The sequence below is a fragment of the Stenotrophomonas nitritireducens genome (assembly GCF_050984405.1).
Classification (GTDB): domain Bacteria; phylum Pseudomonadota; class Gammaproteobacteria; order Xanthomonadales; family Xanthomonadaceae; genus Stenotrophomonas; species Stenotrophomonas nitritireducens_B.
The window spans coordinates 3,146,528-3,171,188 of the sequence record NZ_CP158790.1 but is presented as its reverse complement, the minus strand read 5'-3'; the positions used below and the strand labels follow the sequence as shown (position 1 = coordinate 3,171,188).

Sequence of the window (24,661 nt, the reverse complement as noted above, 5' to 3'; positions counted from 1 at the left end):
CCGCGTGTGCAGGGGGGATTCAATGGGAAAGCCCTTTCGCGGCTGAAGCCGCTCCTACGGAGGCGGGAGATACAAGATGAGTGACGTGCTGCACCTGACCTGCGAACTGATCGCTCGGCCGTCGGTGACGCCGGCCGACGCCGGTTGCCAGCAGCTGATCGCCGGCCGCCTGCAGGCGGCCGGTTTCCAGTGCGAACACCTGCGCCTGGGCGAGGTCGACAACCTGTGGGCCACGCACGGCAGCGGTGCGCCGGTGCTGGTGCTGCTGGGCCATACCGACGTGGTGCCCAGCGGCCCGGCCGGGGCCTGGACCAGCGATCCGTTCCGGCCGGAGGTACGCGACGGCGTGCTGTACGGCCGCGGCGCAGCCGACATGAAGGGCAGCGTGGCCGCGTTCGTGGTGGCCGTCGAGCAGTTCGTCGCCGCCCATCCCGACCACCCCGGCACGCTGGCGGTGCTGCTGACCAGCGACGAGGAGGGCGACGCCATCGATGGCGTGCGCCATGTCGCGCGCCTGTTCCGCGAGCGCGGGCAGCGCATCGACTGGTGCATCACCGGCGAACCCTCGTCCACCGCGCGGCTCGGCGACCTGCTGCGCGTGGGCCGCCGCGGCAGCCTGTCGGCGAAGCTGCGGGTCAAGGGCGTGCAGGGCCACGTCGCCTATCCGGACACGGCGCGCAACCCGGTCCACCTGGCCGCGCCGGCGCTGGCCGAGCTGGCCGCGCGGCACTGGGACGACGGCTACGAGAGCTTCCCGCCGACCAGCCTGCAGATCTCCAACATCAATGCCGGCACCGGCGCCAGCAACGTCATTCCCGGCGACCTGCAGGTGCTGTTCAACCTGCGCTACAACCCGCACTGGAACGCCGACCGGCTGGAAGCGGAGATCGCCGCGCTGCTGGACCGCCATGGGCTCGATTACGACCTGCACTGGCACCGCAGCGGCGAGCCTTTCCATACCCCGGAAGGCCGCCTGCGCAGCGTCGCGCGCGAGGTGCTGGCCGGGTTCGCCGGCGCCGCGCCGGAGGAAAGCACCGGCGGCGGCACCTCGGACGCGCGCTTCATCGCGCCGCTGGGCGCGCAGTGCATCGAGGTGGGGCCGGTGAACGCCAGCATCCACCAGGTGGACGAACACGTGCGACTGGACGACCTGCGCGCCTTGCCCGAGCTGTACCGGCAACTGATCGTCAGATTGCTGGCCTGAACTGGCGCATGGGGGGGCGGGCGCGTCGAAAGAGGGCGGGGCTGACGGTTGCCCACGAAACAGTTGCGTGCCTTCCGCAAGCCACGCTATCGTCGGCCGCATGAACCGCAACGCCCGCACCAACGCGAACCTGTCGAACAACCGCAATAACGCGGTTGCGAACAATCGCGCGCGGCCGATGCGGGTCTGCGACTGAGCCAAAAGCACCATACGCCCAGTGACCAGAAAACCCGCATCGGCCGATGCGGGTTTTTTTGTTTCCCGCTTCCGCGATCCAGGCCATCGAAGTCGCTGCTTCCGATGTTCGACCCCACGAAATCCAGGAGCTTTCCCATGTGTTCCATCTTCGGCATCTTCGGCCTGCAACCCGGCGACGACCTGCAGGCGCTGCGCCGCCAGGCGCTCGAACAATCGCAGCGCCAGCGCCATCGCGGCCCCGACTGGAGCGGCGTCTACGTCGATGATCGCGCCATCCTCGTGCATGAACGACTGGCCATCGTCGATCCAGCCGGCGGTTCGCAGCCGCTGCTGTCCGAGGACGGTGCGCTGGCGCTGGCGGTCAACGGCGAGATCTACAACCACCGCGAACTGAAACAGGAACTCGCCCAGCCCTACGCCTTCCAGACCGGCTCGGACTGCGAGGTGATCAACGCGCTGTACCGCGAGGATGCGCCGGCATCCTTCCTCAACCGCCTCAATGGCATCTTCGCCTTCGCCCTGTGGGACAAGGCCGCCGGGCGCGCGATCATCGCCCGCGACCCGATCGGCGTCGTACCGCTGTACTGGGGCCACGACAAGCAGGGCCGGCTATGCGTGGCCTCGGAGATGAAGTCGCTGGCCGATACCTGCGCCGACGTGACGCAGTTCCCGCCGGGCCACTGGTACGACAGCGCCACCGGCGAGCTGACCAGGTACTACGAACGGCCGTGGCGCGACTACGACGCGGTGCAGGGCGTGGACGTGTCCAGGCAGGAACTGCGCGAAGCCTTCGAGGCCGCCGTGCACCGCCAGCTGATGACCGACGTGCCCTATGGCGTGCTGCTTTCCGGCGGCCTGGATTCCTCGCTGGTGGCGGCGGTCGCCGCGCGCTACGCCCGCCACCGCATCGAGGACGGCGACCGCAGCGAGGCGTGGTGGCCGCGCCTGCACAGCTTCGCCATCGGCCTTGCCGGATCGCCCGACCTGGCCGCGGCGAAGATCGCCGCCGACATGCTTGGCACCGTGCACCACGGCTTCGAGTACACCTTCGAGGAAGGCCTGGACGCGCTGCCGGAAGTGATCCGCCACATCGAGACCTACGACGTCACCACCATCCGCGCATCGACGCCGATGTTCCTGCTGGCGCGGCGGATCAAGGCGATGGGCGTGAAGATGGTGCTGTCCGGCGAGGGCAGCGACGAGATCTTCGGCGGCTACCTGTACTTCCACAAGGCGCCCAACGCGCGCGAGTTCCACGAGGAGCTGGTGCGCAAGATCGACGCGCTCAACAACTACGACTGCCTGCGCGCCAACAAGTCGATGATGGCCTGGGGTGTTGAGCCGCGCGTGCCGTTCCTGGACCGCGCCTTCCTCGACTTGGCGATGCGCATGGACGCCAGCCACAAGATGGTGGACAAGGCCAGCGGCCGCATCGAGAAGGCGGTGCTGCGCGAGGCCTTCGAGGGTTACCTGCCGAAGGAGATCCTGTGGCGGCAGAAGGAGCAGTTCAGCGACGGCGTCGGCTATGGCTGGATCGACGGGCTGAAGGCGCATGCCGAGGCGCAGGTGAGCGACCGCGAACTGGCCGCCGCCGACAAGCGTTTCCCGTACAACCCGCCGCAGACCAAGGAGGCGTACTACTACCGCAGCCTGTTCGAGCAGTTCTATCCCACGCCGGCCGCGGCCGAGACGGTGCCGGGCGGCAAGTCCATCGCCTGCTCCTCGCCGGCGGCGATCGCCTGGGATGCCAGTTTCGCGACGATGGCCGACCCGTCGGGCCGCGCGGTGGCCGGCGTGCATGAGCAGGCGCTGGCGGGGTGAACGGGCTGGCGCGGCGGAGTACCCGCCGCGCGGTCCTCGCCTGTCGCCGGGCTTTTCCAGACAGCTTTACCCCGTCGAGCCGGCAACGGCGGTGCCCATGCGGGCTGCCGTTGCCGCTCCTCTCTCCATTCGATCAAAAGGACTTCCGATGCGTGCGTGTTCGTTGCTGGTGTTCGGTCTGTTGTGCGGTGCGTCTGCCCATGCCGCGGAGGCGCCGCTGGAGCGCCACCAGCTGGGTAGCTGGGAGGCGGACATCGGCTATGCCGGCGTGGTGCGCGACGGCGACACCCTGCATGTTTCCGGCGTGCCCTGCCGCGGCAAGGACATGCCGGCCGCGGTGCAGGCGTGCTACGGCGAGCTGGCCAGGATCCTGCAGCGCTTCGGCGCCGACAGCAGCCAGGTGGTCAAGGAGACCGCCTACACCACCGACATGGATGCGCTGGTCAAGGCGATTCCCGAGCGCAAGGCGTTCTTCGCCGATGGCAAATACCCCGCCGCGAGCTGGGTGCAGGTCAGCCGCCTGTTCAACGCCGAGGACATGCTCGAAGTCGAGTGGACGGTGCGGTTGAAGTAGTGCCGTCCGCCTGTCGGCCGGCGCGCCGCGCGTCGTTTCAGCGCGGGCGCAGGACCAGGGTGTGCCGGGTGGCACCGGGCAGGAACGGTGTCGGCAGGCCCTGCAGCCAGTCGTCATGGCCGGCGCCCCAGAACGGCGACAGCGGATGCCCGCTCTGGCCGCCGGGCATGTGCACGATGCCGTCGGCCTCGTGCCCGGGCGAAACCACCATGCGTTCGGACGCGCCGAAATCGGGCCCCTGCACGCGTGGCAGGTTGCCGTCGCCGGGCAGCGGCTGCGCCGGCATGCACAGCCAGCGCCTGAACAGGCCGGGCAGCGCACGCGAGACCGGGTGGCAGATGGCGGCGGTGTTGCGCTCGCCCCAGGTGCGCGCGGCGAGGTCGCCGCCCTGTGCGGCAAGATCGGCTTCCAGTTGCCGCGCGCTGTGCGCGAGCAGGTCGTCCCAGCTCTCGAACGGCGGCGGCAGCAGGTTCGGCGGGCGCTGCTCCAGCATCGGCCAGGCCACGCCTTCCAGCTGCGGCAGGCGCGGGGCGACGTAGGCATCGCCGAGCCGTTGCCGCGCGGGCGCGAGCAGGCCCGCTTCCAGCGTGTCCAGGGTGATGCCGCGGAAGCCGCGGGCGATGCGGTAGCTGGCCGAATCGACCGCGGCGCGGCCGTCCCAACGACGGCTGGCCGCTTCCAGCCGCCGCAGCGCCGGATCGTCGCTGTGTTCGACGGTGGCGCGCAGCAGCTTCCACCAGCGCTCCATCAGCACCGCGCGGTCGTCGAGCTGGATGGCGAGCAGGTCGCGTTCGTCGAAGCGTTCGCGGGCGAACAGGCCGTCGCGGATCTGCCGCGCACGCGCGCCCAGGTCGTAGCCGCCGTCGCCGGCCCGGGCCAGCGCGTCGTCGTCGAGCACGCGGGTGTTGGCTGTCCACAGGCGGTGGTCTGGGGGATCGACCAGCGACGGCGCCTGATTCGTGCGCAGCGGCCACGGGTGGCAGGGCTCGTTGAACGGCGACGTGTCGGGTGGCAACGGCGCGTCGGGTGTGTTGGTGATGCCATCGGCCGTGCATGTCCCGCTGCGGTCCGGACGCGCGCCGATCAGGCGCCAGGCGATGCGGCCGCGGCTGTCGGCCAGCAGCAGGTTCTGCGCCGGGATGCCGGAGCGGTCGGCCACCGCCAGCGCGGCGTCCAGGTCGGCGGCGCGCGTCATGTCGGCGAAATCCAGCCGTACCGCGCCCGGCAGCTGCGCCACCCAACGCAGCGCCAGCAGGCTGCCGTCGGCGTTCTGGTGCAGCACGGGGCCCCAGTCGCTTTCGCGCACGACCAGGGTTTCGGCAGGCGCGCCGGCCACGGCGATGGTTTCGCGGTGTTCGCGCAGCGGCGCGCCGGCGGGCAGGCGTGCGAAATCGGCGGTATCGATGTAGCTGTTGGTGAAGCCCCAGGCCACGTGGGTATTGCTGCCGACGATGACTGCCGGCAACCCCGGCAGGCTGAAACCGGCCACGTCGACCTTGCCGCCCGGCGCGGCGGGATCGGCGTGGCGCAGGCGCACGCGGAACCAGATGTTGGGCGCGCGCAGGGCCAGGTGCATGTCGTCGGCGAGGATCGCGCGGCCATCGCCGGTGAGCGCGCCGGCGACGGCGAAATTGTTGCTGCCCGGCGAGGAATCGGCCGCCACCGGCGGCCAGCCGACGCCTCTCTCCCGCGCGGGAGAGAGGGGGACCCTCCGCGGAGCGGAGGGTGGAGTGAGGGCTGCCGAGTCAGCGGCGTTTGCCTCGCCTTCCAGCTTTCGCAGATCCAGCGTCGTCGCATCGGGCAGGGACGCATCGCCGCGCGCGGCGCCGAACAACGGCGCATCCCAGCCGCTGCCGTCGTGCGCGATCAGCGCGTAGAGCGCGGGCGGCACCACCTCGCGGATGCGCGCCAGCGCCAGCTCGCGGCTGTTGCCCGGGTCCTGCAGGTCGGCGTACATCGCCAGCCCGGTCAGCACCGAATCGTCCAGGCTCCACGGGCGCGGCTGCTGGCGCAGCAGCAGGTAGGGCCAGGGCCGCACCGGCAGCGCCGCCAGCCCGGCGTTGACGCCGTCGCGGTAGGCCTCGAGCACAGGGCGCTTGTCGCCCAGCGCGAGGTCGAGATCGGCGTGCACGCGCGCGCGCAGGCGGTGGACGCGCATGCGCCGGTCCAGCGGCAATGCGCCGGCGCCGAACAGTTCGGACAGCTCGCCGGCCGCCGAACGCCGCATCAGGTCCATCTCGAAGAAGCGCTCCTGCGCGTGCACATAGCCCAGCGCGTGCGCCATGTCGCGCTCGTCGGCGGCGTCCACCGTCACCACGCCGTTGCCGTCGCGCCGCACCTGGACGGGCGCGGCCAGGCCGGGCAGGGCCCGTTCGCCGTCCAGCTCCGGCAGGCTGCCGCGCAGCAGCAGCCAGATGCCGCCCGCCACGAGGATCGAAAGTCCCAGCAGTACCCACAGCGAACGCAGCAGCCAGCGCGTCATGCGCCTCTCCCCACCCAGGCAACCGTGGCGATTGTAGGTGAGGCCGATGACGGACGGAGAGCGCAACTGAAACTGATTCCGATTAGATCATCGCCGCGCCGGATCGGGCATCCTGTGCCGACACGAACATCAGGAGCACCCCCATGCAGGGCCACCCGGAAGTCATCGAATGCCTGAAGGAACTGCTGCGCGGCGAGCTGGCCGCGCGCGACCAGTACTTCATCCATTCCCGCCGTTACGAGGACCAGGGCCTGCATGCGCTGTACGAGCGCATCGGCCACGAGATGGAAGAGGAAACCGGGCACGCCGACGCGCTGCTGCGGCGCATCCTGTTCCTCGGCGGCGACCCGGACATGCGCCCGCATGCCTTCGCGCCGGGCAGGACCGTGGTGGAGATGCTGGAAAAGGACCTGCAGGTCGAATACCAGGTACGCGCCAACCTCGCCGCGGGCATGAAGCTGTGCGAGGAGCGCGGCGACTACGTCAGCCGCGACATCCTGCTGGCGCAGCTGCGCGATACCGAGGAAGACCATGCCTGGTGGCTGGAGCAGCAGCTGGGCCTGATCAGGCGCATCGGCCTGGAGCTGTACCAGACCAGCAAGATGGACGCGAAGGGTTCGCCGGCGCATTGAGCGTCGCCAACCCGCAGCGATGAACGACGAAGGCCGGGAATTCCCGGCCTTTTCGTTGATGCATGGCGCGCGTATCAGTCGCCGGCGCGCCGCATGCGGTAGACCGCGGTGGACAGCGCGGTGACGCCTTCGGCGCGGAAGCCGGGTTCCTGCGCGAGGATGTCGCGGCGCTCGGCCAGCTCCACCCGCCATGCCGGCGCGAAGGATTCCACTTCCGCCTGGCCCACCGCGAATGGCGGCCCGGCCTTTTCCGCCTGCGGGTACTCGAGCGTGATCAGCAGCGCCTGGCAGCCGGCCGGCAGCCGCGCGTAGACGGTGTCGCGGTAGCGCTGGCGCAGTTCAGGCGGCAGCGCGATCAGCGCTGCGCGGTCGTAGAGCCCGGCGATGTTGGCCAAGGTGTCATCGTCAAGGGCGAAGGCGTCGCCCAGGATGATCTCGATCGGCCCGGCGCTGTAATGCTCGCCCAGCGGGCTGCTGCGGCGTTCGGGCTGCAACCCGGCCTCGGTAAAGAACTGCTCCACCGCCAGCGGCGAGATTTCGACGCCGAGCACGCGATGGCCCTGCGCGGCCAGCCAGTGCATGTCCAGGCTCTTGCCGCACAACGGCACCAGCACCCGGCCGCCCGGCGCGACCTGCAGCGCAGGCCAATGCCTTTCCAGCAGCGGCATCACTTCGCCGCGGTGGAAGCCGATCTGGCCTTGTTGCCAGCGTTGCAGCCAGAAATCGGGTTGCATGGGAGCTTCCGGTGAGTTGAGGACAAGGCGGGAACAATAGCCATCTTGCGCCCGAAGGTGGCCATCCGCAGGTGCGGGGCTCGCCCCGCACAGGGGCTTTACCGGTGAAGCCTCATGCGGGGCAAGCCCCGCATCTACGACGGTGGATGCATCCAACGGTGGCGCGGACTGCCATGCTATTGGACGTCCGCCCCTTCCACCGCGCCACGCATGCGCGTGGCAGCGGTGGTGCCGGCCACGCCGCCGCGCGCCCGTGAAACGGGTTACTGGACGTCGAGGCCTTCCACCTTCTGCCGCGCCACGCATGCGCATGGCAACGGCGGTGCCGGCCGCGCCGCCGCGCGCCAGTGAAACCGGTTACTGGACATCGAGGCCTTCCACTTTCTGCCACCCCCTCGGCAGCAGATGCCCGCGGCTGGCCCGCGCGCCCACATACGCATCCAGCTCCTTGAACGACAGGTTCATGGTGCGCTGGCCGCTGCGCACCTGCAGGGTGGCGCCGGGCGATACCGCGACCACCGCGACCACGCGCTCGGTGGCGAGCTTGGCCTTGGGGATCTCGATGATCTTGTTGCCCTTGCCCTTGTCCAGCTCGGGCAGGTCGCTGGCCGGAATGGCGAGCATGTTGCCGGCGCTGGTGACCGCGACGATGCGGTCGCTCTGCGGGTTGGCGACCACCATCGGCTGCAGCACCGCCGCGCCGGTCGAGAGATTGAGCATGGCCTTGCCGGCCTTGTTGCGGCCGGTGAGGTTCTCGAAGCGGGTGACGAAGCCGTAGCCGTGCGAGGAAGCGAGCACGAAGCGGGTGTCGTTGTCGCCGCTGGCTAGGGTCACGAAGCTGCTGCCGGCGGCCGGCGAGAAGCGGCCGGTCAGCGGCTCGCCATTGCCGCGCGCCGAGGGCAGGGTATGCGCCGGCGTGGAGTAGGCGCGGCCCTCGGTGTCGAGGAAGGCCACCTGCTGCGTGCTGCGCCCGCGCACCGCCGCCAGCAGGCTGTCGCCCTCGCGGTAGGACAGGCCGGCGGCGTCGACGTCGTGGCCCTTGGCCGCGCGCACCCAGCCCTTCTCCGACAGCACCACGGTGACCGGTTCGCTGGCGACCAGCTCGGTCTCGTCGATGGCCTGGGCGGCGCCACGCTGCACCAGCGGCGAGCGGCGTTCGTCGCCGAACTTCTTGGCGTCGGCCAGCAGTTCGTCCTTGACCAGCTTCTTCAGCTTCGCCGCGCTGCCGAGGATGGATAGGATCTTCTCGCGTTCGGCGGCCAGCTCGTCCTGCTCGCCGCGGATCTTCATTTCCTCCAGGCGGGCCAGCTGCTTGAGCTTGGTTTCGAGGATGTACTCGGCCTGGTCCTCGGACAGCCCGAAGCGGGCGATCAGCGCCGCCTTGGGCTCGTCCTCGGTGCGGATGATGCGGATCACCTCGTCCAGGTTGAGGAAGGCCACCAGCAGGCCTTCCAACAGGTGCAGGCGGCGCTCGACCTTCTGCAGGCGGTGGTTGAGGCGGCGGGTGACGGTGTCCTGGCGGAAACGCAGCCACTCGCCCAGCAGCTGCCGCAGGTTCTTGACCTGCGGGCGGCCGTCCAGGCCGATGACGTTGAGGTTGACCCGGTAGCTCTTCTCCAGGTCGGTGGTGGCGAACAGGTGGCCCATCAGCTGCTCGGCGTCGACGCGGCTGGAGCGCGGGATCAGCACCACGCGCACCGGGTTGGCGTGGTCGGATTCGTCGCGGATGTCCTCCAGCCACGGCAGCTTCTTGGCGCGCATCTGCTGGGCGATCTGCTCGATCACCTTGGACGGGGAGACCTGGTGCGGCAGCGCGGTGATGACGATGTTGCTGCCTTCCTTGAGGAAGGTGGCGCGGGCGCGCACGCTGCCGTTGCCGGTCTCGTAGAGCTGCCGCAGGTCGCTGGCCGGGGTGATGATCTCGGCGGTGGTCGGGTAGTCCGGGCCCTTCACGTGCTCGCACAGGTCGGCGACGGTCGCATCCGGGTCGTCGATCAGCCGCACCAGCGCGCTGACGATCTCGTTGAGGTTGTGCGGCGGCACGTCGGTGGCCATGCCCACGGCGATGCCGGTGGTGCCGTTGAGCAGCAGGTGCGGCAGCCGCGCCGGCAGCCAGCTCGGCTCCTCCAGCGTGCCGTCGAAGTTGGGCGACCAGTCGGTGGTGCCCTGGCCCAGTTCGCCCAGCAGCACCTCGGCGATCGGGGTCAGCTTGGATTCGGTGTAGCGCATGGCCGCGAACGACTTGGGGTCGTCGCTGGAGCCGAAGTTGCCCTGGCCGTCGATCAGCGGGTAGCGGTAGGAGAACGGCTGGGCCATCAGCACCAGCGCCTCGTAGCAGGCGCTGTCGCCGTGCGGGTGGTATTTGCCGATCACGTCGCCCACGGTGCGCGCGGACTTCTTCGGCTTGGCCGCGGCGTTCAGGCCCAGCTCGCTCATCGAATAGATGATGCGGCGCTGCACCGGCTTCAGGCCGTCGCCGATGAAGGGCAGGGCGCGGTCCAGCACCACGTACATGGAATAGTCGAGATAGGCGCGCTCGGCGTATTCGCGCAGCGGCTGCTGCTCGAAACCGTGGAAGGCGGGGCGTACGAGATCGGTCATGCGGGGCTGTTACCTGTGACTGGGGGGCGGCGACGGCCGTCGCCCCCGCGAGCGGGTGATTATCCGGATGCGGTGGGGGATGCCAAGCCGCGCGCCGGGTCCAGGCCGTCGGCCTGTCCGGCACGCGCGAGGTAGCGGCCCGGCGGCAGCCCGAAATGGCGGCGGAACACGGTGACGAAGGCGCTGGGGCTGCTGAATCCCAGCGCATGGGCGATGTCGGCCACGCTGCGGCCGTCGCTGAGCTGGCGCAGGGCCGCGGCCAGCCGCGCCTGCTGCCGCCACTGGGCGAAGCTGAGCGTGGTTTCCTCGCGGAAATGCCGGGTCAGGCTGCGTGGCGACAGCCCGGCCCAGCGCGCCCACTGCTCCAGGCTGCGGTCGTCGGCCGGTTCGGCCAGCAGTTGCGATGCGATGCGCAGCAGACGGCGGTCGCGGGGCAGGGGAAGATGCATGCGACGGCGCGGGGCATGGCGGATTTCGTCCAGCACTACCTGGACCAGGTGGTGCTGGCGGGTGGAGGTCGCCGCGTCGCCGGTGCACAGGCGTTCGGCCAGGGCCTGCAGCAGGCGTGAGATGGCGATCACGCAGGGGTCGCCAGGCAGATCGACGCAGACCGGCGCGGCCAGCGCCATGCCCCAGCCGCGCAGCGGCCCGTCGATGGCGACGGTATGCGGTTCGGTGGCGGGCATCCAGCCCCCCGAGCCGGCGGGAAGGGACCAGGTGCCGTGGCGGGTGCGGGTGGTCAGCAGGCCGTGTTCGACGCAGATCAACTGGGCGCGGGCGTGCTGGTGCCAGTCCACCTCGTGGGCCAGGCCCTGTGGGCTGTCGAAGCGGAAGCCGAACACCGGCGGGCCGTCGTCGCGTTCGAACCAGTCCAGCGCGTGGCCCTGCCGCAGCGATGCGGGCAGCTGCAGGTCGAACCCGGGCGGCGCGGGGTACGACGTCATGGCGCGCCCGTGCCCTGGGTCGATGGCCGGATAGTGAAATTCATTGGCTGGATTGTATTACCCGGCCAGTTCCCTGTGCCATTAACGTGTGCGCTCGCCGATCAGCCCACTGCTGCAACACAGCATTTGATGCCAGATCGAATATTTCCATTGAGAAATATTTCTTTTGGAATAAAATGCTCGCCCATGATCTGCGCTCCCAACCCCCCCAGCTTCGGCCTGCTGCTGCGCCAGACGCGCGACGGCCTTGCCCGCCAGCTCGACGCCTCGATGGCCGAGGAGAACCTCGGCATCGGCTTCACCCATTTCGTGGGGCTGAAGACGCTGGCGCACATGGCCCCGTGCACCGCCAACGAACTGGCGCAGGCGCTGGACCAGGTGCCCAGCGCGGTGACCCGCCTGCTCGACAAGCTCGAATCGCTGGGCTGCGTGCGCCGCGAAGCGCACGCGCAGGACCGGCGTGCGCTGCAGATCGTGCTGACCGAGCAGGGCCGCGAGCTGTGCGCGCGGCTGAAGAAGCGCGGCGACGCGGTCATGGATTACGCCATGCGCGACCTGAGCCCCGAAGAACGCGCGCTGCTGCTGTCCCTCCTTACCCGCATCCGCGATTCCCTGACGCCCCCATGATTCCTTCCCCCGTTCTCCATTCCCTGCGCCGCCGCGCCCGCTGCTGCCGGCGACGCTGGTGCTGGCGCTGGCCGCCTGCGCCAGCAGCGGCGGCCTGCAGCCGCAGGCCGGCTGCTCGATGCCGGCGACCTGCACAGCGAGCGCACCCTGGCCACCAGCGACCTGTCCGTGGCCGGTTTCCCGGCCAGCGACTGGTGGCGCGCCTTCGGCGATCCGCAGCTGGACGCGCTGGTCGCCGAAGGGCTGGCCGGCCACCCGGGCCTGGACGCGGCCGACGCGCGCCTGCGCCAGGCCCAGGCCCCAGGCCGGCGTCGCCCGTGCCGAGCGCCTGCCCAGCCTGTCCGTCTCCGGTGGCTATACCGGCGTGCGCCTGCCCGAGTCTATGGTGGGCGAGGAAATGGGCGGCCACTACATGGGCAGCGGCCAGGTCGCCTTCGATTTCAGCTACGGCTTCGACCTGTGGGGCGGCAAGCGCGCCAGCTGGGAAGCGGCGGTGGACGCGGTGCATGCCGCCACCGTCGATGCCCAGGCCGCGCGCCTGAAGCTGTCCGCCGGCATCGTCCAGGCCTATGTCGAACTCGACCGCGCCTGGCGCGCCAACGACATCGCCGAGCAGGAACTGGAGCGCGCGCAGAAAACGCTGCAGCTGGTGCGCCAGCGCCGCACCGCCGGCATCGACAGCGACCTGCAGGTCCGCCAGGCCGAGGCCCGCATTCCCGCCGCGCAGCAGCAACTGCAGGCCGCGCAGCAGCAGATCGACGCGGCGCGTACCGCGCTGGCGGCGCTGGTCGGGCAGGGCCCGGACCGCGGCCTGGGCATCGAACGCCCGCAGGCGCTGAACGCCACGCGCGCTGCAGCTGCCGGGCGTGCTGCCCAGCGAACTGCTCGGCCGGCGCCCGGACATCGTCGCCGCGCGCTGGCGCGTGGAAGCGGCCGGCCGGCAGATCAAGGCCGCCAAGGCCAGTTTCTACCCCAGCTTCAACCTGACCGCGCTGGCCGGCGTGGTCGCGCCGAACGTCGGCGACCTGCTCAGGAGCAGCTCGACCTTCGCCTACCTGGGTCCGGCGCTGAGCCTGCCGATCTTCGATGGCGGACGCCTGCGCGCCAACCTCGCCAACGCCGACGCCCAATACGATCTGGCCGTGGCCGGCTACAACCAGGCCGTGGTCGATGCGCTGCGCGAGGTGGCCGACCAGGTCAACGCGGTGCGCTCGCTCGAACAGCAGGCGCAGTCCCAGCAGCAGGCGGTCGCCACCGCCAGCTCGGCCTTCGACCTGGCCGGCCAGCGCTACCGCGCCGGCGTCGGCAATTACCTGGACGTGCTGTCCGCGCAGTCGCAGCTGCTGTCCGCGCAGCAGGCGCTGACCGCGCTGCACGCGCAGCAGCTGCTGGCCGCGGCGCTGCTGACCCAGGCGCTGGGCGGCGGCTTCGAGCCGTCCGCCGACGGCGTCGCCGCCCCGGCGTCCTCCCCTTCCTCCGTGTCCCCGCATTCCTGAGAAACACCCCCATGAGCCAGACCAACACTCCTGAAGCCCCCGTCGCGCGCAGCCGCCGTGGCCGGCTGCTGCGCGGGCTGCTTGCCATCGTCGTGCTGCTGCTGGCGGCCTTCGCGCTGTGGTATTTCGCCTTCGGCCGCTGGTTCGAGGAAACCGACGACGCCTACGTGCAGGGCAACCAGGTGCAGATCACCCCGCAGGTGGCCGGCACCGTGGTCGCCATCGCCGCCGACGACGGCATGCGCGTGGAGCGCGGCCAGCTGCTGGTGCAGCTGGACCCGGCCGATACCGAAGTGGCGCTGCAGCAGGCCGAAGCGAACCTCGCGCGCACCGTGCGCCAGGTCCGCGGCCTGTACCGCAGCGTGGAAGGCGCGCAGGCCGACCTGAGCGCGCGCCAGATCACCCTCAAGCGCGTGCGCGAGGATTTCGCCCGCCGCAAGGACCTGGCCGCCACCGGCGCCATTTCCAACGAGGAACTGGCCCATGCCCGTGACGAGCTGGCCGCGGCCGAAGCGGCGGTGGCCGGTTCGCGCGAAACCGTGGAGCGCAGCCGCGCGCTGGTGGACGACACCGTGGTCGCCACCCAGCCGGACGTGAAGGCGGCGGCCGCGCAGCTGCGCCAGGCGTGGCTCAACAACGCCCGCGCCGGCATCGTCGCGCCGGTCGCCGGTTTCGTCGCGCGCCGCTCGGTGCAGGTCGGCCAGCGCGTGCAGCCGGGCACCGCGCTGATGGCCGTGGTGCCCGCCGAGCAGATGTGGGTGGATGCCAACTTCAAGGAAACCCAGCTGCGCCACATGCGCCTGGGCCAGGAAGTGGAACTGCGCTCGGACCTGTACGGCGGCGACGTGAAGTACAAGGGCCGCATCGCCAGCCTCGGCCTGGGCACCGGTTCGGCGTTCTCGCTGCTGCCGGCGCAGAACGCCAGCGGCAACTGGATCAAGATCGTGCAGCGCGTGCCGGTGCGCATCGCCATCGATGCCAAACAGCTGGCCGAGCACCCGCTGCGCATCGGCCTGTCGATGAAGGCGGAGGTGAGCCTGCGCGACCAGAAGGGCGACGTGCTGCCGGCCAAGGCGGCCGAAGGCACGGTGTTCGACACCGATGTCTACGCCAAGCAGCTGCATGATGCCGACGAGGCGATCGCGCGGATCATCCACGACAACCTGCCGCGCCAGGCCAAGGCCGGCTGAGGTCGCCCCGCATGTCCGCTCAAGCTCCGGCCGCGCCGCAGCCGGCCGCCGGTTTCGCTCCGCCCAGCGTGGCGCTGTGCACCTTCGGCCTGGCGTTGGCCTCGTTCATGCAGGTGCTCGACACCACCATCGCCAACGTCTCGCTGCCGGCCATTTCCGGCAACCTCGGCGCCAGTTCGCAGCAGGCCACCTGGGTCATCACCTCGTTCGCCGTCAGCACCGCCATCGCGCTGCCGCTGACCGGCTGGCTCAGCCGCCGCTTCGGCGAAACCCGGCTGTTCGTGTGGGCCACGCTGGCCTTCACCGTCGCTTCGCTGCTGTGCGGCCTGGCGCAGAGCATGGGCATGCTGGTGGTGTCGCGCGCGCTGCAGGGCTTCGTCGCCGGGCCGATGTACCCGATCACCCAGTCGCTGCTGGTATCGATCTACCCGCGCGAGAAACGCGGGCAGGCGCTGGCGCTGCTGGCGATGGTCACCGTGGTCGCGCCGATCGCCGGGCCGATCCTCGGCGGCTGGATCACCGACAACTACAGCTGGGAATGGATCTTCCTGATCAACGTGCCGCTCGGGGTGCTGGCCGCCTCCATCGTCGGCAGCCAGCTCAAGGGCCGGCCCGAGCAGATCGAGAAGCCGAAGATGGACTACGTCGGCCTGATCACCCTGGTGATCGGCGTCGGCGCGCTGCAGCTGGTGCTGGACCTGGGCAACGACGAGGACTGGTTCTCCTCGCCGACCATCGTGATGCTCAGCTGCGTGTCGGTGGTGGCGCTGGCGGTGTTCCTGATCTGGGAGCTGACCGACAAGGATCCGATCGTCGACCTGCGCCTGTTCCGCCACCGCAACTTCCGCGCCGGCACGCTGGCGCTGGTGGTGGCCTACGCGGCGTTCTTCAGCGTGGCGCTGCTGATCCCGCTGTGGCTGCAGCGCGACATGGGCTACACCGCGATCTGGGCCGGCCTTGCGACCGCGCCGATCGGCGTGCTGCCGGTGATCCTGACGCCGTTCGTGGGCAAGTACGCCTCGCGCTTCGACATGCGCATGCTGGCCTCGATCGCCTTCGTGGCCCTGTCCTTCACCAGCTTCCTGCGCTCGGGCTTCAACCTGCAGGTGGACTTCCAGCACGTGGCCGGGGTGCAGCTGCTGATGGGCGTGGGCGTGGCGCTGTTCTTCATGCCGGTACTGCAGATCCTGCTGTCGGACCTGGACGGGCGCGAGATCGCCGCCGGCTCCGGCCTGGCGACCTTCCTGCGCACGCTGGGCGGCAGCTTCGCTGCCTCGCTGACCACGTGGCTGTGGGCGCACCGCACCCAGGAACACCACGCGCACCTGACCGAACACGTCTCCACCTATACGCCGGGCATGCAGGAGCAGGTGACGGCGATGGGCGGCGGCGACCTGCAGCACGGCGCCGCGCTGTTGAACACCATGATCAACCACCAGGCCTCGCAGATGGGTTTCAACGACATCTTCTACCTGCTGGGCTGGACCTTCCTGGCGATCATCGCCTTCCTGTGGCTGGCCAGGCCGCCGTTCGGCGCCGGTGCCGGCAGCGCGGCCAGCGCCGGCGGCCACTGAGGCACGACGATCCCCGCCCGCAAGGCGGGGATTTTTCATGCAGGGAAACGAAAGGCCGAGCGAGCGGCGCGTACCTGCGATTGCCTTGCGGGAGCGCTCGGTGTGTGTCCACGCAACAGATGCTGTCCGGTGGTTGCTCGTCCGGGTACACAAGAAAACCGGATGCAGCGGTTCTGACGCCGTCATGCTGCGATGGCCGTCCGGCGGCGTGATCAAGACGATAGGTAAAAAACGCCGGAGCGGTTTTTGCCATCAACTGTCGATGGCCCCAAGGGCGGGCACAAAAAAACCCGCTTCCGCGGGTTTGATGTGTTGAGTCTTGGTGCCCAGGAGAGGACTCGAACCTCCACGGTTTTACCCGCTAGTACCTGAAACTAGTGCGTCTACCAATTCCGCCACCTGGGCGACTCAGGCGGAGAATTGTGCCGGCGCCGAAGCGGCATGTCAACGTTTCGTGCAGGCGACGTGGGCGACCGGCAGGTCTGTTGCGTGCGGAATGCATCGGCCATCGGAGACGCGCATGGAAAGCCACCGGCGGCGGCTTCGAGCCGTCGTACTGCGACGGTCGGCGAACAGCGTGATCTGGACGACAGGCAGACGTCGGGAGCGGTTCTGGCATCGCCCGTCGATGGCCGAAGGGTGGGGCATGGACGACGGGCACAAAAAACCGCCTGGAGCGGTTTTTGACATCGCTTGTCGATGGCCCGACAGGGTTCCCGCCAGGGATGGCGGGAACAAAAAAACCCGCTTCCGCGGGTTTGATGTGTTGAGTCTTGGTGCCCAGGAGAGGACTCGAACCTCCACGGTTTTACCCGCTAGTACCTGAAACTAGTGCGTCTACCAATTCCGCCACCTGGGCGACTCAGGAGCGGAATTATGCAGGGCGTCCGTGCAGGCGTCAACAAAAAAATGCGTCGTCGCGCGTGCCGCATCGGCGCCCGCGGCGGCCATGCCGCAGCGCGGCCATCGGGCATGTCGACCGCCATGGCCGTTTGCGTTTCCACCCTGATTCCGGCGGCCGGGCGAGGCGATGTCCGGCTGGATCGCAGGCAACAAAAAACCCGCTTGCGCGGGTTTTTTCGTTCCGAATCATGGTGCCCAGGAGAGGACTCGAACCTCCACGGTTTTACCCGCTAGTACCTGAAACTAGTGCGTCTACCAATTCCGCCACCTGGGCGATTCGGGCCGGCAATTCTGGTGGCGGCCGCGGCCTTTGTCAATGGTTTCAGGCGAGGGGAGCCGCCGCGCGGCGTACGCGCTGCATGCACACCGCAGCGGGGTACCATGGCCTGCGATGAAAAACAAAAAGACCACTGGGGCCGGCAAGGCCCGCAAGTCCGCTCCCGGCGACAAGCCGGGCAATGCACGCAAGTCCGCCAAGCTGCCGCCGTGGATGCCGGACAGCCTGGCCGCCCCGGCCAAGGGCGGCCGCGGCAAGCCGAAGGACAGCGCCGCGCCGAAGAGCTTCGTGCGCGGCCGCTCCCGGCCCGCGCCGGCGGCCGCATTCGACGATCCGTACGCGCGCGCGCGCGAGGCCGAGCGCTACGCCCAGCCCATCGCCAGCCGCGAGGCGATCCTGCAGCTGCTCGACCGCTGCGAGGGGCCGCAGAACGCCGAGGAGATCGGTGCCCGGCTCGGCCTGGTCGAGCCGGACCGCGCCGACGCGCTGGCCAAGCGCCTGGGCGCGATGGTGCGCGACGGGCAACTGGTGCAGAACCGCCGCGGCGGCTTCGCCCCGGTGCTGGTCACCAACCTGATCCCGGGCGTGGTCATCGCCAATCCGGAAGGCTTCGGCTTCCTGCGCCCCGACGAGGGCGGCGACGACCTGTTCCTGCCGCCGTATGAAATGCGCAAGGTCATGCACGGCGACCGCGCCCTGGCCAACGTCACCGGCATCGACCGCCGCGGCCGCCGCGAAGGCAGCATCGCGCGCGTGCTGGAGCGCGGCGTCAACCGCCTGATCGGCAACTTCAGCGTGGAGATGGGCATCAACTACGTGGTGCCCGACGACAAGCGCATCCAGCGCAGCATCCAGATCCCGGCCGACGCCACCGGCGGGGCGAAGGACGGCCAGCTGGTGGTGTGCGAGCTGACCCAGGCGCCGGATTCGCGGCGCCCGCCGATCGGCAGGGTCATCGCCGTGCTCGGCGACAAACTGACGCCGTCGCTGGTGGTGGAAACCGCCATCCACGGCCACGACCTGCCGCACGAGTTCCCACCGGAAGTACTGGACGAAGCCACCGCCATCCCGATGGCGGTCGAGCCGTCGATGATCGGCAGGCGCGTAGACCTGCGTTCCATGCCGCTGGTGACCATCGACGGCGAGGACGCCAAGGACTTCGACGACGCGGTGTACTGCGAGCCGAACCGCGACGGCTTCCGCCTGGTGGTGGCCATTGCCGACGTCTCGCACTACGTGCGTCCCGGCACGCCGCTGGACGATGAAGCGCAGAAGCGCGCCACCTCGGTGTACTTCCCCGGTTTCGTCGTGCCGATGCTGCCGGAGACGCTGTCCAACGGCATCTGCTCGCTGCGGCCGAAGGAAGACCGCATGTGCTTCGTCTGCGACATGCAGGTGGGCCGCGACGGACAGGTGACCGGCTCGAAGTTCTACGAAGCGGTGATGAACTCGCACGCGCGCCTGACCTATACCCAGGTATGGAACGCGGTGGGCGAGGACGACGCCGACGCCAAGGCCTTCATCGGCCCGCTGCTGCCGCAGGTCCAGAGCCTGCACCAGCTGTACCGCATTCTGGCCAAGGCGCGCGAACGCCGCGGCGCCATCGAGTTCGAATCCTCCGAAGTGCGCTTCGTGCTGGACAACCGCGGCGAGGTCACCCAGGCCGGCATGCTGGTGCGCAACGACGCGCACAAGCTGATCGAGGAATGCATGATCGCGGCCAACGTCGAGGCGGCGCGCTACCTGCTGTCCACGCACATCCCGGCGCCGTTCCGCGTTCACGAGCGGCCGCCGGAATCCAAGTTCGCCGACCTGCTGGAGTTCCTCAAGGAGTTCAAGCTCAGCCTGCCGGCGTGGAGCAAGGTGCAGCCGGGCGACTACACCCGGCTGCTGAAGAAGGTGCGCGAGCGCCCGGACGCGGCGCTGCTGGAATCGGTGCTGCTGCGCAGCCAGTCGCTGGCGGTGTATTCGCCGGACAACAACGGCCACTTCGGCCTGGCGCTGGAGGCCTACGCGCACTTCACCTCGCCGATCCGCCGCTACCCGGACCTGCTGGTGCACCGTGCCATCAAGTACGCGCTCACCGGCGGCCCGCGCGAGAAGTACGCCTACACGCCGCGCGAGATGACGGCGCTGGCGCTGCAGTGCTCCGAGCGCGAACGCCGCGCCGACGAGGCCGAGCGCGAGGTGGACGAGCGTTTCCGCGCGGCGTGGATGGAAAAGCATGTCGGCGGCCAGTTCGACGGGGTGATCAGCGGCGTGACCAGCTTCGGCCTGTTCGTCGAACTGGACGAGTCCAAGGTCAACGGGCTGGTGCACGTCACCCAGCTGCCGCACGACTATTACCAGTTCGACCCGCTGCGCAAGACGCTCACCGGCGACCGCCGTGGCGTCCAGTTCCGGCTCGGCGACCGCGTGCGCATCCTGGTGCTCAAGGCCAGCATGGAGGAGCGCAAGATCGACTTCCGCCTGGTCGAGCGGCTCGACGGCGAGGGCGGCGCGATGGACGAGGGGATGCCGCCGTTGCCGCCGCGCGGCAAGCCGGCCAAGCGCGCCAAGCAGAAGTACTGAGGCAGGAACGGCCGGTGCGCGCACCGGCCGTTTCCGTTCCGGCCCTGCGCAGGGCCAGCGGCCCCGCGTCTGGCACCTGTCCACGGGCTGCCGGCGTTTCCCCGGGGATGCGCCGGTAGCCCGGGCATCGAGGGCGCCTTTCGAGCCCGTGCCGGCCGGAGCCGGACGGCGCCAGGATGGGCGGGCACCGGGCCTGCATTCAGCCAGCGCCGGTGCCGGCCGGGCCGATGCACTACCATTACGCGCCCAACTCCCCCCTCGCGCGGTCGCAATGAGCAAGCAGAACCAGTGGATCGTCGGCGTCAACGCCGTGGCTTCGTCGATCGAGAAGGACCCGGACAACGTCCGCGAGGTGCTGATCGAGGCCGGCAGCAAGAACGCGCGGCTGGTCGAGATCGAGGAGAACGCGCGGCGCAAGGGCATCGACGTGCGCCGCGTGGGCGCCCAGGCGCTGGGCGGCGTGGCCGGGCAGGTGCGCCACCAGGGCGTGGTCGCGCGCTATGCCGCGGCGAAGCTGTGGGGCGAGAACGAGCTGGAAGGGCTGGTCGAGGCCGCCGAAGGCAGGGCGCTGCTGCTGGTGCTGGACGAGGTGCAGGACCCGCACAACCTCGGCGCCTGCCTGCGCAGCGCCGCCGCCGCCAGCGTCACCGCCGTGGTGATCCCCAAGGACAAGAGCGCGCCGGTCAACGCCACCGTGCGCAAGACCAGCGCCGGCGCGGCCGACCGCATCCCGGTGGTGGCGGTGACCAACCTGGTGCGCTGCCTGAAGGACCTGCAGAAGCAGGGCGTATGGCTGTACGGGCTGGCCGGCGAGGCGGAACAGACCATCCACCAGCTGGACCTGCGCGGCAACGTCGCGCTGGTGATGGGCGGCGAATCCGACGGCCTGCGCCGCCTGACCCGCGAGACCTGCGACGGCCTGGTGCGCATCCCGATGCCGGGCGACGTGGAAAGCCTCAACGTGTCGGTGGCCACCGGCGTGGCGCTGTTCGAGGCGGTGCGGCAGCGGCTGGGGTAAGGCGGGGCGCAAACCGCCATCGGAAAGAAAAGACGCCGGGCGATGCCCGGCGTCTTCGTTTTCAGGTGTGGTCGACCGTGCTGGTCTCGTCGCGCTTCTCGCGCGGCGGCAGCGGCGCGTCGCCGTGCACCAGGAACCAGACGTTCTCGGCGATGTTGGTGGCGTGGTCGCCGATGCGCTCCAGGTTCTTGGCCATGAACAGCAGGTGCGTGCACGGGGTGATGTTGCGCGGGTCTTCCATCATGTAGGTGAGCAGCTCGCGGAACAGCGCGGTGTACTGCGCGTCCAGCCGGGCGTCGTCCTGGCGCAGCGCCAGCGCGGCATCGGCGTCGTTGCCGCGATAGGCGTCAAGGGCGCGCCGCACCTGCTGCGCGGCGGGCCGGCCGAGGGCGCGCAGCCCCTGGATCTGCGGCATCGGCGGCACCGTGGCCAGCGCGATGGAACGCTTGGCGACGTTGGCGGCGTAGTCGCCGATGCGCTCGATGTCGGCCGGGATGCGCAGGCCGGCGAGGATCTCGCGCAGGTCGCGCGCCATCGGGCCGCGCAGCGCCAGACGCATCACGTCGTGGCTGATCTGCTGTTCCAGCGCGTCGATGGCCTCGTCGTTGGCGATGATGCGGCGCGCGGCGTTCTCGTCGCGGCGCTCGATCACGTCCAGCGCGGCCTCGAGCTGGGCGACGGACATCTCGCCCATGCGCACGATCTCGGCCACCAGGCGGTGCTGTTCTTCGTCGTAGCTTTTCACGATGTGGTCGTTGGGATGGGTGTTCATTCTGGGAGCCGGGAACAGGGAAGGGGGAAGAGGGAACGGCCGGGGCGGGGCGGCAAGGTCGGGGCCTGTGGCAGGCGAAGCGCTGCTTCCATTCCCGCTTCCCTGTTTCCCCGCCTTCGCGCTTTCAGCCGAACCTGCCGGTGATGTAGTCCTCGGTCTGCTGCCTGGACGGGTTGGAGAAGATCACGTCGGTGCGGTCGTGTTCGATCAGGTCGCCCAGGTACATGAAGGCGGTGTAGTCGGACACGCGCGCGGCCTGCTGCATGTTGTGGGTGACGATGGCGATGGTGTAATCGTTCTTCAGTTCCTCGACCAGCTGCTCGATGCGGCTGGTGGAGATGGGGTCCAGCGCCGAGGTCGGTTCGTCCAGCAGCAGCACGTCGGGCTTGAGCGCCACCGCACGGGCAATGCACAGGCGCTGCTGCTGGCCGCCGGACAGGCCCAGCGCGCTCTGGTTCAACTTGTCCTTCACCTCGTCCCACAACGCGCCCTGGCGCAGCGCCTGTTCGACGCGGTCGGCCATGTCGGCCTTGGACAGCTTTTCGTGGTGGCGGATGCCGTAGGCCACGTTCTCGAAGATGGTCATCGGGAACGGCACCGGCTTCTGGAACACCATGCCGACCTTGGAGCGCAGGCGGTTCATCGGGTACTTCGGCGAGAGGATGTTCTCGCCGTCCAGCAGCACTTCGCCGCGCGCTTCCAGCTTGGGATACAACGCGTAGATGCGGTTGAAGATGCGCAGCAGGGTGGACTTGCCGCAACCTGAGGGGCCGATCAGCGCCGTAACCCGCTTCTCCGGGATTTCCAGGTTGATGTTCTTCAGCGCGTGGAACTGGCCGTAGTAGAAGTCCAGGCCGCGCGCGGCGAGCTTGACCGGTGCCGGCGTCTGCAGGTCCTGGTGCGCGGTGGGCACGGCGATGCGCTGCATCGGCACGGCATTGGTGAGGTCGTTCATGGGCAGGTCCATGGAAGGAAGTCGGTCGTTCGGTCAGTCGTTGGAGATGCGATTGCGCAGCAGCAGGCCACGCGCGGAGAGGCTGACCAGCAGCACGAACACGGTCAGCACCAGGGCGCCGGCCCAGGCCAGCACCTGCCACGATTCGTAGGGGCTGCCGGCGAACTGGTTCATCACCACCGGCACCGAGGCCATCGGCTGGAACACGTTGCTGTTCCAGTACTGGTTGCCGAAGGCGGTGAACAGCAGCGGCGCGGTCTCGCCGGAAATGCGGGCCAGCGCCAGCAGGATGCCGGTGACGATGCCGGCCATGGCGCTGCGGTACAGCACCTGCACGATCACCTTCCACTGCGGCACGCCCAGCGCCAGCGCCGCTTCGCGCATCTGCACCGGCACCAGCCGCAGCATCTCGTCGGTGGTGCGGATCACCACCGGCAGCACGATGAAGGCCAGCGACAGGGCGCCGGCGAAGGCGGAGAAGTTGCCGCCGGTCTGCATCACGTACAGGGTGTAGACGAACAGGCCGAGCACGATCGACGGCGCCGACAGCAGGATGTCGTTGACGAAGCGCACCACCGTGCCTGCCTTGCGTGCGTTGCCGTACTCGGCCAGCCAGGTGCCGGCGGCCACGCCCAGCGGCGTGCCGATGGCGATGGCCAGGGCGCACATCACCGCGCTGCCGAAGAAGGCGTTGAGCAGGCCGCCTTGCTGCATCGGCGGCGGCGTCATTTTGGTGAACAGGTCCAGGTTGATGCCGGGCAGGCCCTTGGACAGCAGGGTCCACAGGATCCAGCCCAAGAACAGCAGGCCGAACGCGGCGGTGGCGCAGGCCATCAGCAGCGCCGCGCCATTGGTGATGCGGCGGCGCAGGTACAACGAATCAGCGGCGGACATCAGTTGCCCTCCTTGCGGGACAGGCGCAGCAGCATCAGGCGGGCGATGGCGAGCACCACGAAGGTGACGATGAACAGCACGAAGCCCAGCAGCAGCAGGGCCGAGCGGTAGGTCTCGGTGGCTTCGCCGAAGTCGTTGGCGATCAGCGCGGCGATGGTGGTGCCCGGCTCCAGCAGCGACGGCGTCAGGCGCACGCTGTTGCCGATCACGAAGGCCACCGCCATGGTCTCGCCGAGGGCGCGGCCCAGGCCCAGGAAGATGCCGCCGATCACCGCCGAGCGGGTGTAGGGCAGCACGATGTCCCAGCTCACCTCCCATTTGGTCGAGCCCAGCGCGTAGGCCGATTCCTTCAGGCGGGTCGGCACGGTGAGGAACACCTCGCGCATCACCGAGGAAATGAACGGAATCACCATGATCGCCAGCACGAAGCCGGCGGTGAGCATGCCGATGCCCAGCGGCGGGCCCTGGAACAGCACGCCGATCAGCGGCAGCCCGCCCAGGTGGTCGTTGAGGAAGGGCGTGACGTACTCGGTCATCACCGGCACCAGTACGAACAGGCCCCACATGCCGTAGATGATCGAGGGGATGCCGGCCAGCAGCTCGATGGCGGTGCCGACCGGGCCGCGCAGCCAGCGCGGCGCGACTTCGGTGAGGAAGAAGGCGATGCCGAAACTGACCGGCACGGCGATCAGCATGGCGATGACCGCGGTGACGATGGTGCCGTAGATCGGTGCCAGCGCGCCGAACCGGTTCTCCACCGGGTTCCAGTCGGCGGTGTAGAAGAAGCTCAGTCCCTGTTCCTGCAGGGCATGGCGTCCGCCCCACAGCATCGACAGCGCGGCGCAGGCCAGCGCGGTGAGCACCAGCACGACGGTGACGATCAGGAACCCGCGGAACAGGCGGTCGTTGCGCGCGTCGCGCAGGTCGCGCGAGGTGGGCGAGGAGGCTAGGGGCGGTGCGATGGCATTCATGGCAGCGGCGGGGGCCCAGGAGGATGCGGTGGTGTTTCTGTCCCCGAAGTCGGGGAATGCATGTATTCGAGGTCGTCATCCCCGCGCAGGCGGGAATCGCTCCTGCTGTTGCCGCGCGTGGGACTTCAGAGCAACAACAACGGCAGAATCAAGAGCGATCCCCGCCTGCGCGGGGATGACGCACTGGCGGAGGCGGGGCCGCTGGGCGGCCCCGCGCCAGTGC

General features: G+C 69.5%; 17 protein-coding genes, 3 tRNA genes and 1 pseudogene. 10 read left to right on the top strand and 11 right to left on the bottom strand.

Annotation, left to right across the window (positions count from 1 at the left end):
* The first annotated feature begins 76 nt into the window (after nt 1-76).
* The 3 genes from dapE (at nt 77) to ABTV91_RS14120 (ending at nt 3,797) form a co-directional block, all read left to right on the top strand.
* Nucleotides 77-1,204: a succinyl-diaminopimelate desuccinylase gene (gene dapE, locus ABTV91_RS14130; RefSeq protein ID WP_433851991.1), complete on the top strand. Its 1,128-nt coding sequence runs from the start codon at nt 77-79 to the stop codon at nt 1,202-1,204.
* Between the two features lie 333 nt (nt 1,205-1,537).
* Nucleotides 1,538-3,223, top strand: a complete 1,686-nt coding sequence (gene asnB, locus ABTV91_RS14125; protein ID WP_433851990.1) for an asparagine synthase B — start codon at nt 1,538-1,540, stop codon at nt 3,221-3,223.
* Nucleotides 3,224-3,371: 148 nt separating this feature from the next.
* Entirely contained in the window at nt 3,372-3,797 is a 426-nt protein-coding gene (locus tag ABTV91_RS14120) for a RidA family protein (protein WP_433851989.1), read from the top strand.
* A gap of 37 nt (nt 3,798-3,834) precedes the next feature.
* Here the strand turns inward: ABTV91_RS14120 and ABTV91_RS14115 are convergent, their stop codons facing one another.
* The gene (locus tag ABTV91_RS14115) at nt 3,835-6,279 is read right to left on the bottom strand and encodes a penicillin acylase family protein (RefSeq protein ID WP_433851988.1); all 2,445 of its coding nucleotides are present in this window, start codon (nt 6,277-6,279) and stop codon (nt 3,835-3,837) included.
* 143 nt (nt 6,280-6,422) lie between these two features.
* Between ABTV91_RS14115 and bfr the strand changes: the two genes are divergently transcribed.
* The gene (gene bfr / locus ABTV91_RS14110; protein WP_433851987.1) at nt 6,423-6,911 is read left to right on the top strand and encodes a bacterioferritin; all 489 of its coding nucleotides are present in this window, start codon (nt 6,423-6,425) and stop codon (nt 6,909-6,911) included.
* A gap of 74 nt (nt 6,912-6,985) precedes the next feature.
* Here the strand turns inward: bfr and ABTV91_RS14105 are convergent, their stop codons facing one another.
* The 3 genes from ABTV91_RS14105 to ABTV91_RS14095 all read right to left on the bottom strand — a co-directional run bounded on the left by ABTV91_RS14105 (nt 6,986) and on the right by ABTV91_RS14095 (nt 11,190).
* Nucleotides 6,986-7,645, bottom strand: coding sequence for a thiopurine S-methyltransferase (locus ABTV91_RS14105; protein ID WP_433851986.1), 660 nt, complete (start codon nt 7,643-7,645; stop codon nt 6,986-6,988).
* A gap of 357 nt (nt 7,646-8,002) precedes the next feature.
* Nucleotides 8,003-10,246, bottom strand: a complete 2,244-nt coding sequence (gene parC, locus ABTV91_RS14100) for a DNA topoisomerase IV subunit A (RefSeq protein WP_433851985.1) — start codon at nt 10,244-10,246, stop codon at nt 8,003-8,005.
* A gap of 59 nt (nt 10,247-10,305) precedes the next feature.
* On the bottom strand, nt 10,306-11,190 hold the full coding sequence (locus ABTV91_RS14095) for a helix-turn-helix domain-containing protein (RefSeq protein ID WP_433851984.1): 885 nt from the start codon (nt 11,188-11,190) through the stop codon (nt 10,306-10,308).
* A gap of 186 nt (nt 11,191-11,376) precedes the next feature.
* Between ABTV91_RS14095 and ABTV91_RS14090 the strand changes: the two genes are divergently transcribed.
* From ABTV91_RS14090 to ABTV91_RS14075, 4 genes and pseudogenes are all read left to right on the top strand, one after another.
* Entirely contained in the window at nt 11,377-11,817 is a 441-nt protein-coding gene (locus tag ABTV91_RS14090) for a MarR family winged helix-turn-helix transcriptional regulator (protein ID WP_433851983.1), read from the top strand.
* Nucleotides 11,818-11,857: 40 nt separating this feature from the next.
* Nucleotides 11,858-13,313 (top strand): annotated as a pseudogene (locus ABTV91_RS14085) (efflux transporter outer membrane subunit).
* Nucleotides 13,314-13,324: 11 nt separating this feature from the next.
* On the top strand, nt 13,325-14,503 hold the full coding sequence (gene emrA, locus ABTV91_RS14080) for a multidrug efflux MFS transporter periplasmic adaptor subunit EmrA (RefSeq protein ID WP_433851982.1): 1,179 nt from the start codon (nt 13,325-13,327) through the stop codon (nt 14,501-14,503).
* A gap of 11 nt (nt 14,504-14,514) precedes the next feature.
* Entirely contained in the window at nt 14,515-16,077 is a 1,563-nt protein-coding gene (locus ABTV91_RS14075) for a DHA2 family efflux MFS transporter permease subunit (RefSeq protein WP_433851981.1), read from the top strand.
* Nucleotides 16,078-16,397: 320 nt separating this feature from the next.
* Here ABTV91_RS14075 and ABTV91_RS14070 read toward each other — a convergent pair.
* The 3 genes from ABTV91_RS14070 to ABTV91_RS14060 all read right to left on the bottom strand — a co-directional run bounded on the left by ABTV91_RS14070 (nt 16,398) and on the right by ABTV91_RS14060 (nt 17,254).
* Nucleotides 16,398-16,482: transfer RNA gene (locus ABTV91_RS14070), tRNA-Leu, on the bottom strand.
* Between the two features lie 369 nt (nt 16,483-16,851).
* Nucleotides 16,852-16,936 (bottom strand) — tRNA-Leu (locus ABTV91_RS14065).
* Nucleotides 16,937-17,169: 233 nt separating this feature from the next.
* Nucleotides 17,170-17,254 (bottom strand) — tRNA-Leu (locus ABTV91_RS14060).
* 216 nt (nt 17,255-17,470) lie between these two features.
* On the opposite strand from ABTV91_RS14060, the gene rnr reads away from it, so the two are divergent.
* Together rnr and rlmB are read left to right on the top strand one after the other, a co-directional pair.
* Complete coding sequence (rnr, locus tag ABTV91_RS14055) at nt 17,471-19,828, top strand: ribonuclease R (protein WP_433854189.1); 2,358 nt, start codon at nt 17,471-17,473, stop codon at nt 19,826-19,828.
* A gap of 271 nt (nt 19,829-20,099) precedes the next feature.
* On the top strand, nt 20,100-20,846 hold the full coding sequence (gene rlmB, locus ABTV91_RS14050; protein WP_433851980.1) for a 23S rRNA (guanosine(2251)-2'-O)-methyltransferase RlmB: 747 nt from the start codon (nt 20,100-20,102) through the stop codon (nt 20,844-20,846).
* Nucleotides 20,847-20,907: 61 nt separating this feature from the next.
* Here rlmB and phoU read toward each other — a convergent pair whose 3' ends face one another.
* From phoU to pstC, 4 genes are all read right to left on the bottom strand, one after another.
* Nucleotides 20,908-21,618, bottom strand: a complete 711-nt coding sequence (gene phoU, locus ABTV91_RS14045) for a phosphate signaling complex protein PhoU (RefSeq protein WP_433851979.1) — start codon at nt 21,616-21,618, stop codon at nt 20,908-20,910.
* Between the two features lie 124 nt (nt 21,619-21,742).
* A complete protein-coding gene (pstB, locus tag ABTV91_RS14040; protein WP_433851978.1) occupies nt 21,743-22,573 on the bottom strand; it encodes a phosphate ABC transporter ATP-binding protein PstB in 831 nt (276 codons plus the stop codon).
* A gap of 33 nt (nt 22,574-22,606) precedes the next feature.
* On the bottom strand, nt 22,607-23,467 hold the full coding sequence (gene pstA, locus ABTV91_RS14035; protein ID WP_433851977.1) for a phosphate ABC transporter permease PstA: 861 nt from the start codon (nt 23,465-23,467) through the stop codon (nt 22,607-22,609).
* On the bottom strand, nt 23,467-24,438 hold the full coding sequence (pstC, locus tag ABTV91_RS14030; protein ID WP_433851976.1) for a phosphate ABC transporter permease subunit PstC: 972 nt from the start codon (nt 24,436-24,438) through the stop codon (nt 23,467-23,469). Before pstC ends, pstA begins: the two co-directional genes overlap by 1 nt.
* Nucleotides 24,439-24,661 lie beyond the last annotated feature (223 nt).

Bases quoted from the DNA above. Each gene is read 5' to 3' on its own strand.
- ABTV91_RS14090 (WP_433851983.1), top strand. From the start codon at position 11,377: ATGATCTGCGCTCCCAACCCCCCCAGCTTCGGCCTGCTGCTGCGCCAG.
- ABTV91_RS14095 (WP_433851984.1), bottom strand. From the start codon at position 11,190: ATGACGTCGTACCCCGCGCCGCCCGGGTTCGACCTGCAGCTGCCCGCA.
- ABTV91_RS14105 (WP_433851986.1), bottom strand. From the start codon at position 7,645: ATGCAACCCGATTTCTGGCTGCAACGCTGGCAACAAGGCCAGATCGGC.
- rnr (WP_433854189.1), top strand. From the start codon at position 17,471: ATGCCGGACAGCCTGGCCGCCCCGGCCAAGGGCGGCCGCGGCAAGCCG.
- bfr (WP_433851987.1), top strand. From the start codon at position 6,423: ATGCAGGGCCACCCGGAAGTCATCGAATGCCTGAAGGAACTGCTGCGC.
- rlmB (WP_433851980.1), top strand. From the start codon at position 20,100: ATGAGCAAGCAGAACCAGTGGATCGTCGGCGTCAACGCCGTGGCTTCG.
- dapE (WP_433851991.1), top strand. From the start codon at position 77: ATGAGTGACGTGCTGCACCTGACCTGCGAACTGATCGCTCGGCCGTCG.
- pstA (WP_433851977.1), bottom strand. From the start codon at position 23,467: ATGTCCGCCGCTGATTCGTTGTACCTGCGCCGCCGCATCACCAATGGC.
- pstB (WP_433851978.1), bottom strand. From the start codon at position 22,573: ATGAACGACCTCACCAATGCCGTGCCGATGCAGCGCATCGCCGTGCCC.
- asnB (WP_433851990.1), top strand. From the start codon at position 1,538: ATGTGTTCCATCTTCGGCATCTTCGGCCTGCAACCCGGCGACGACCTG.
- ABTV91_RS14120 (WP_433851989.1), top strand. From the start codon at position 3,372: ATGCGTGCGTGTTCGTTGCTGGTGTTCGGTCTGTTGTGCGGTGCGTCT.
- phoU (WP_433851979.1), bottom strand. From the start codon at position 21,618: ATGAACACCCATCCCAACGACCACATCGTGAAAAGCTACGACGAAGAA.
- ABTV91_RS14075 (WP_433851981.1), top strand. From the start codon at position 14,515: ATGTCCGCTCAAGCTCCGGCCGCGCCGCAGCCGGCCGCCGGTTTCGCT.
- pstC (WP_433851976.1), bottom strand. From the start codon at position 24,438: ATGAATGCCATCGCACCGCCCCTAGCCTCCTCGCCCACCTCGCGCGAC.
- parC (WP_433851985.1), bottom strand. From the start codon at position 10,246: ATGACCGATCTCGTACGCCCCGCCTTCCACGGTTTCGAGCAGCAGCCG.
- ABTV91_RS14115 (WP_433851988.1), bottom strand. From the start codon at position 6,279: ATGACGCGCTGGCTGCTGCGTTCGCTGTGGGTACTGCTGGGACTTTCG.
- emrA (WP_433851982.1), top strand. From the start codon at position 13,325: ATGAGCCAGACCAACACTCCTGAAGCCCCCGTCGCGCGCAGCCGCCGT.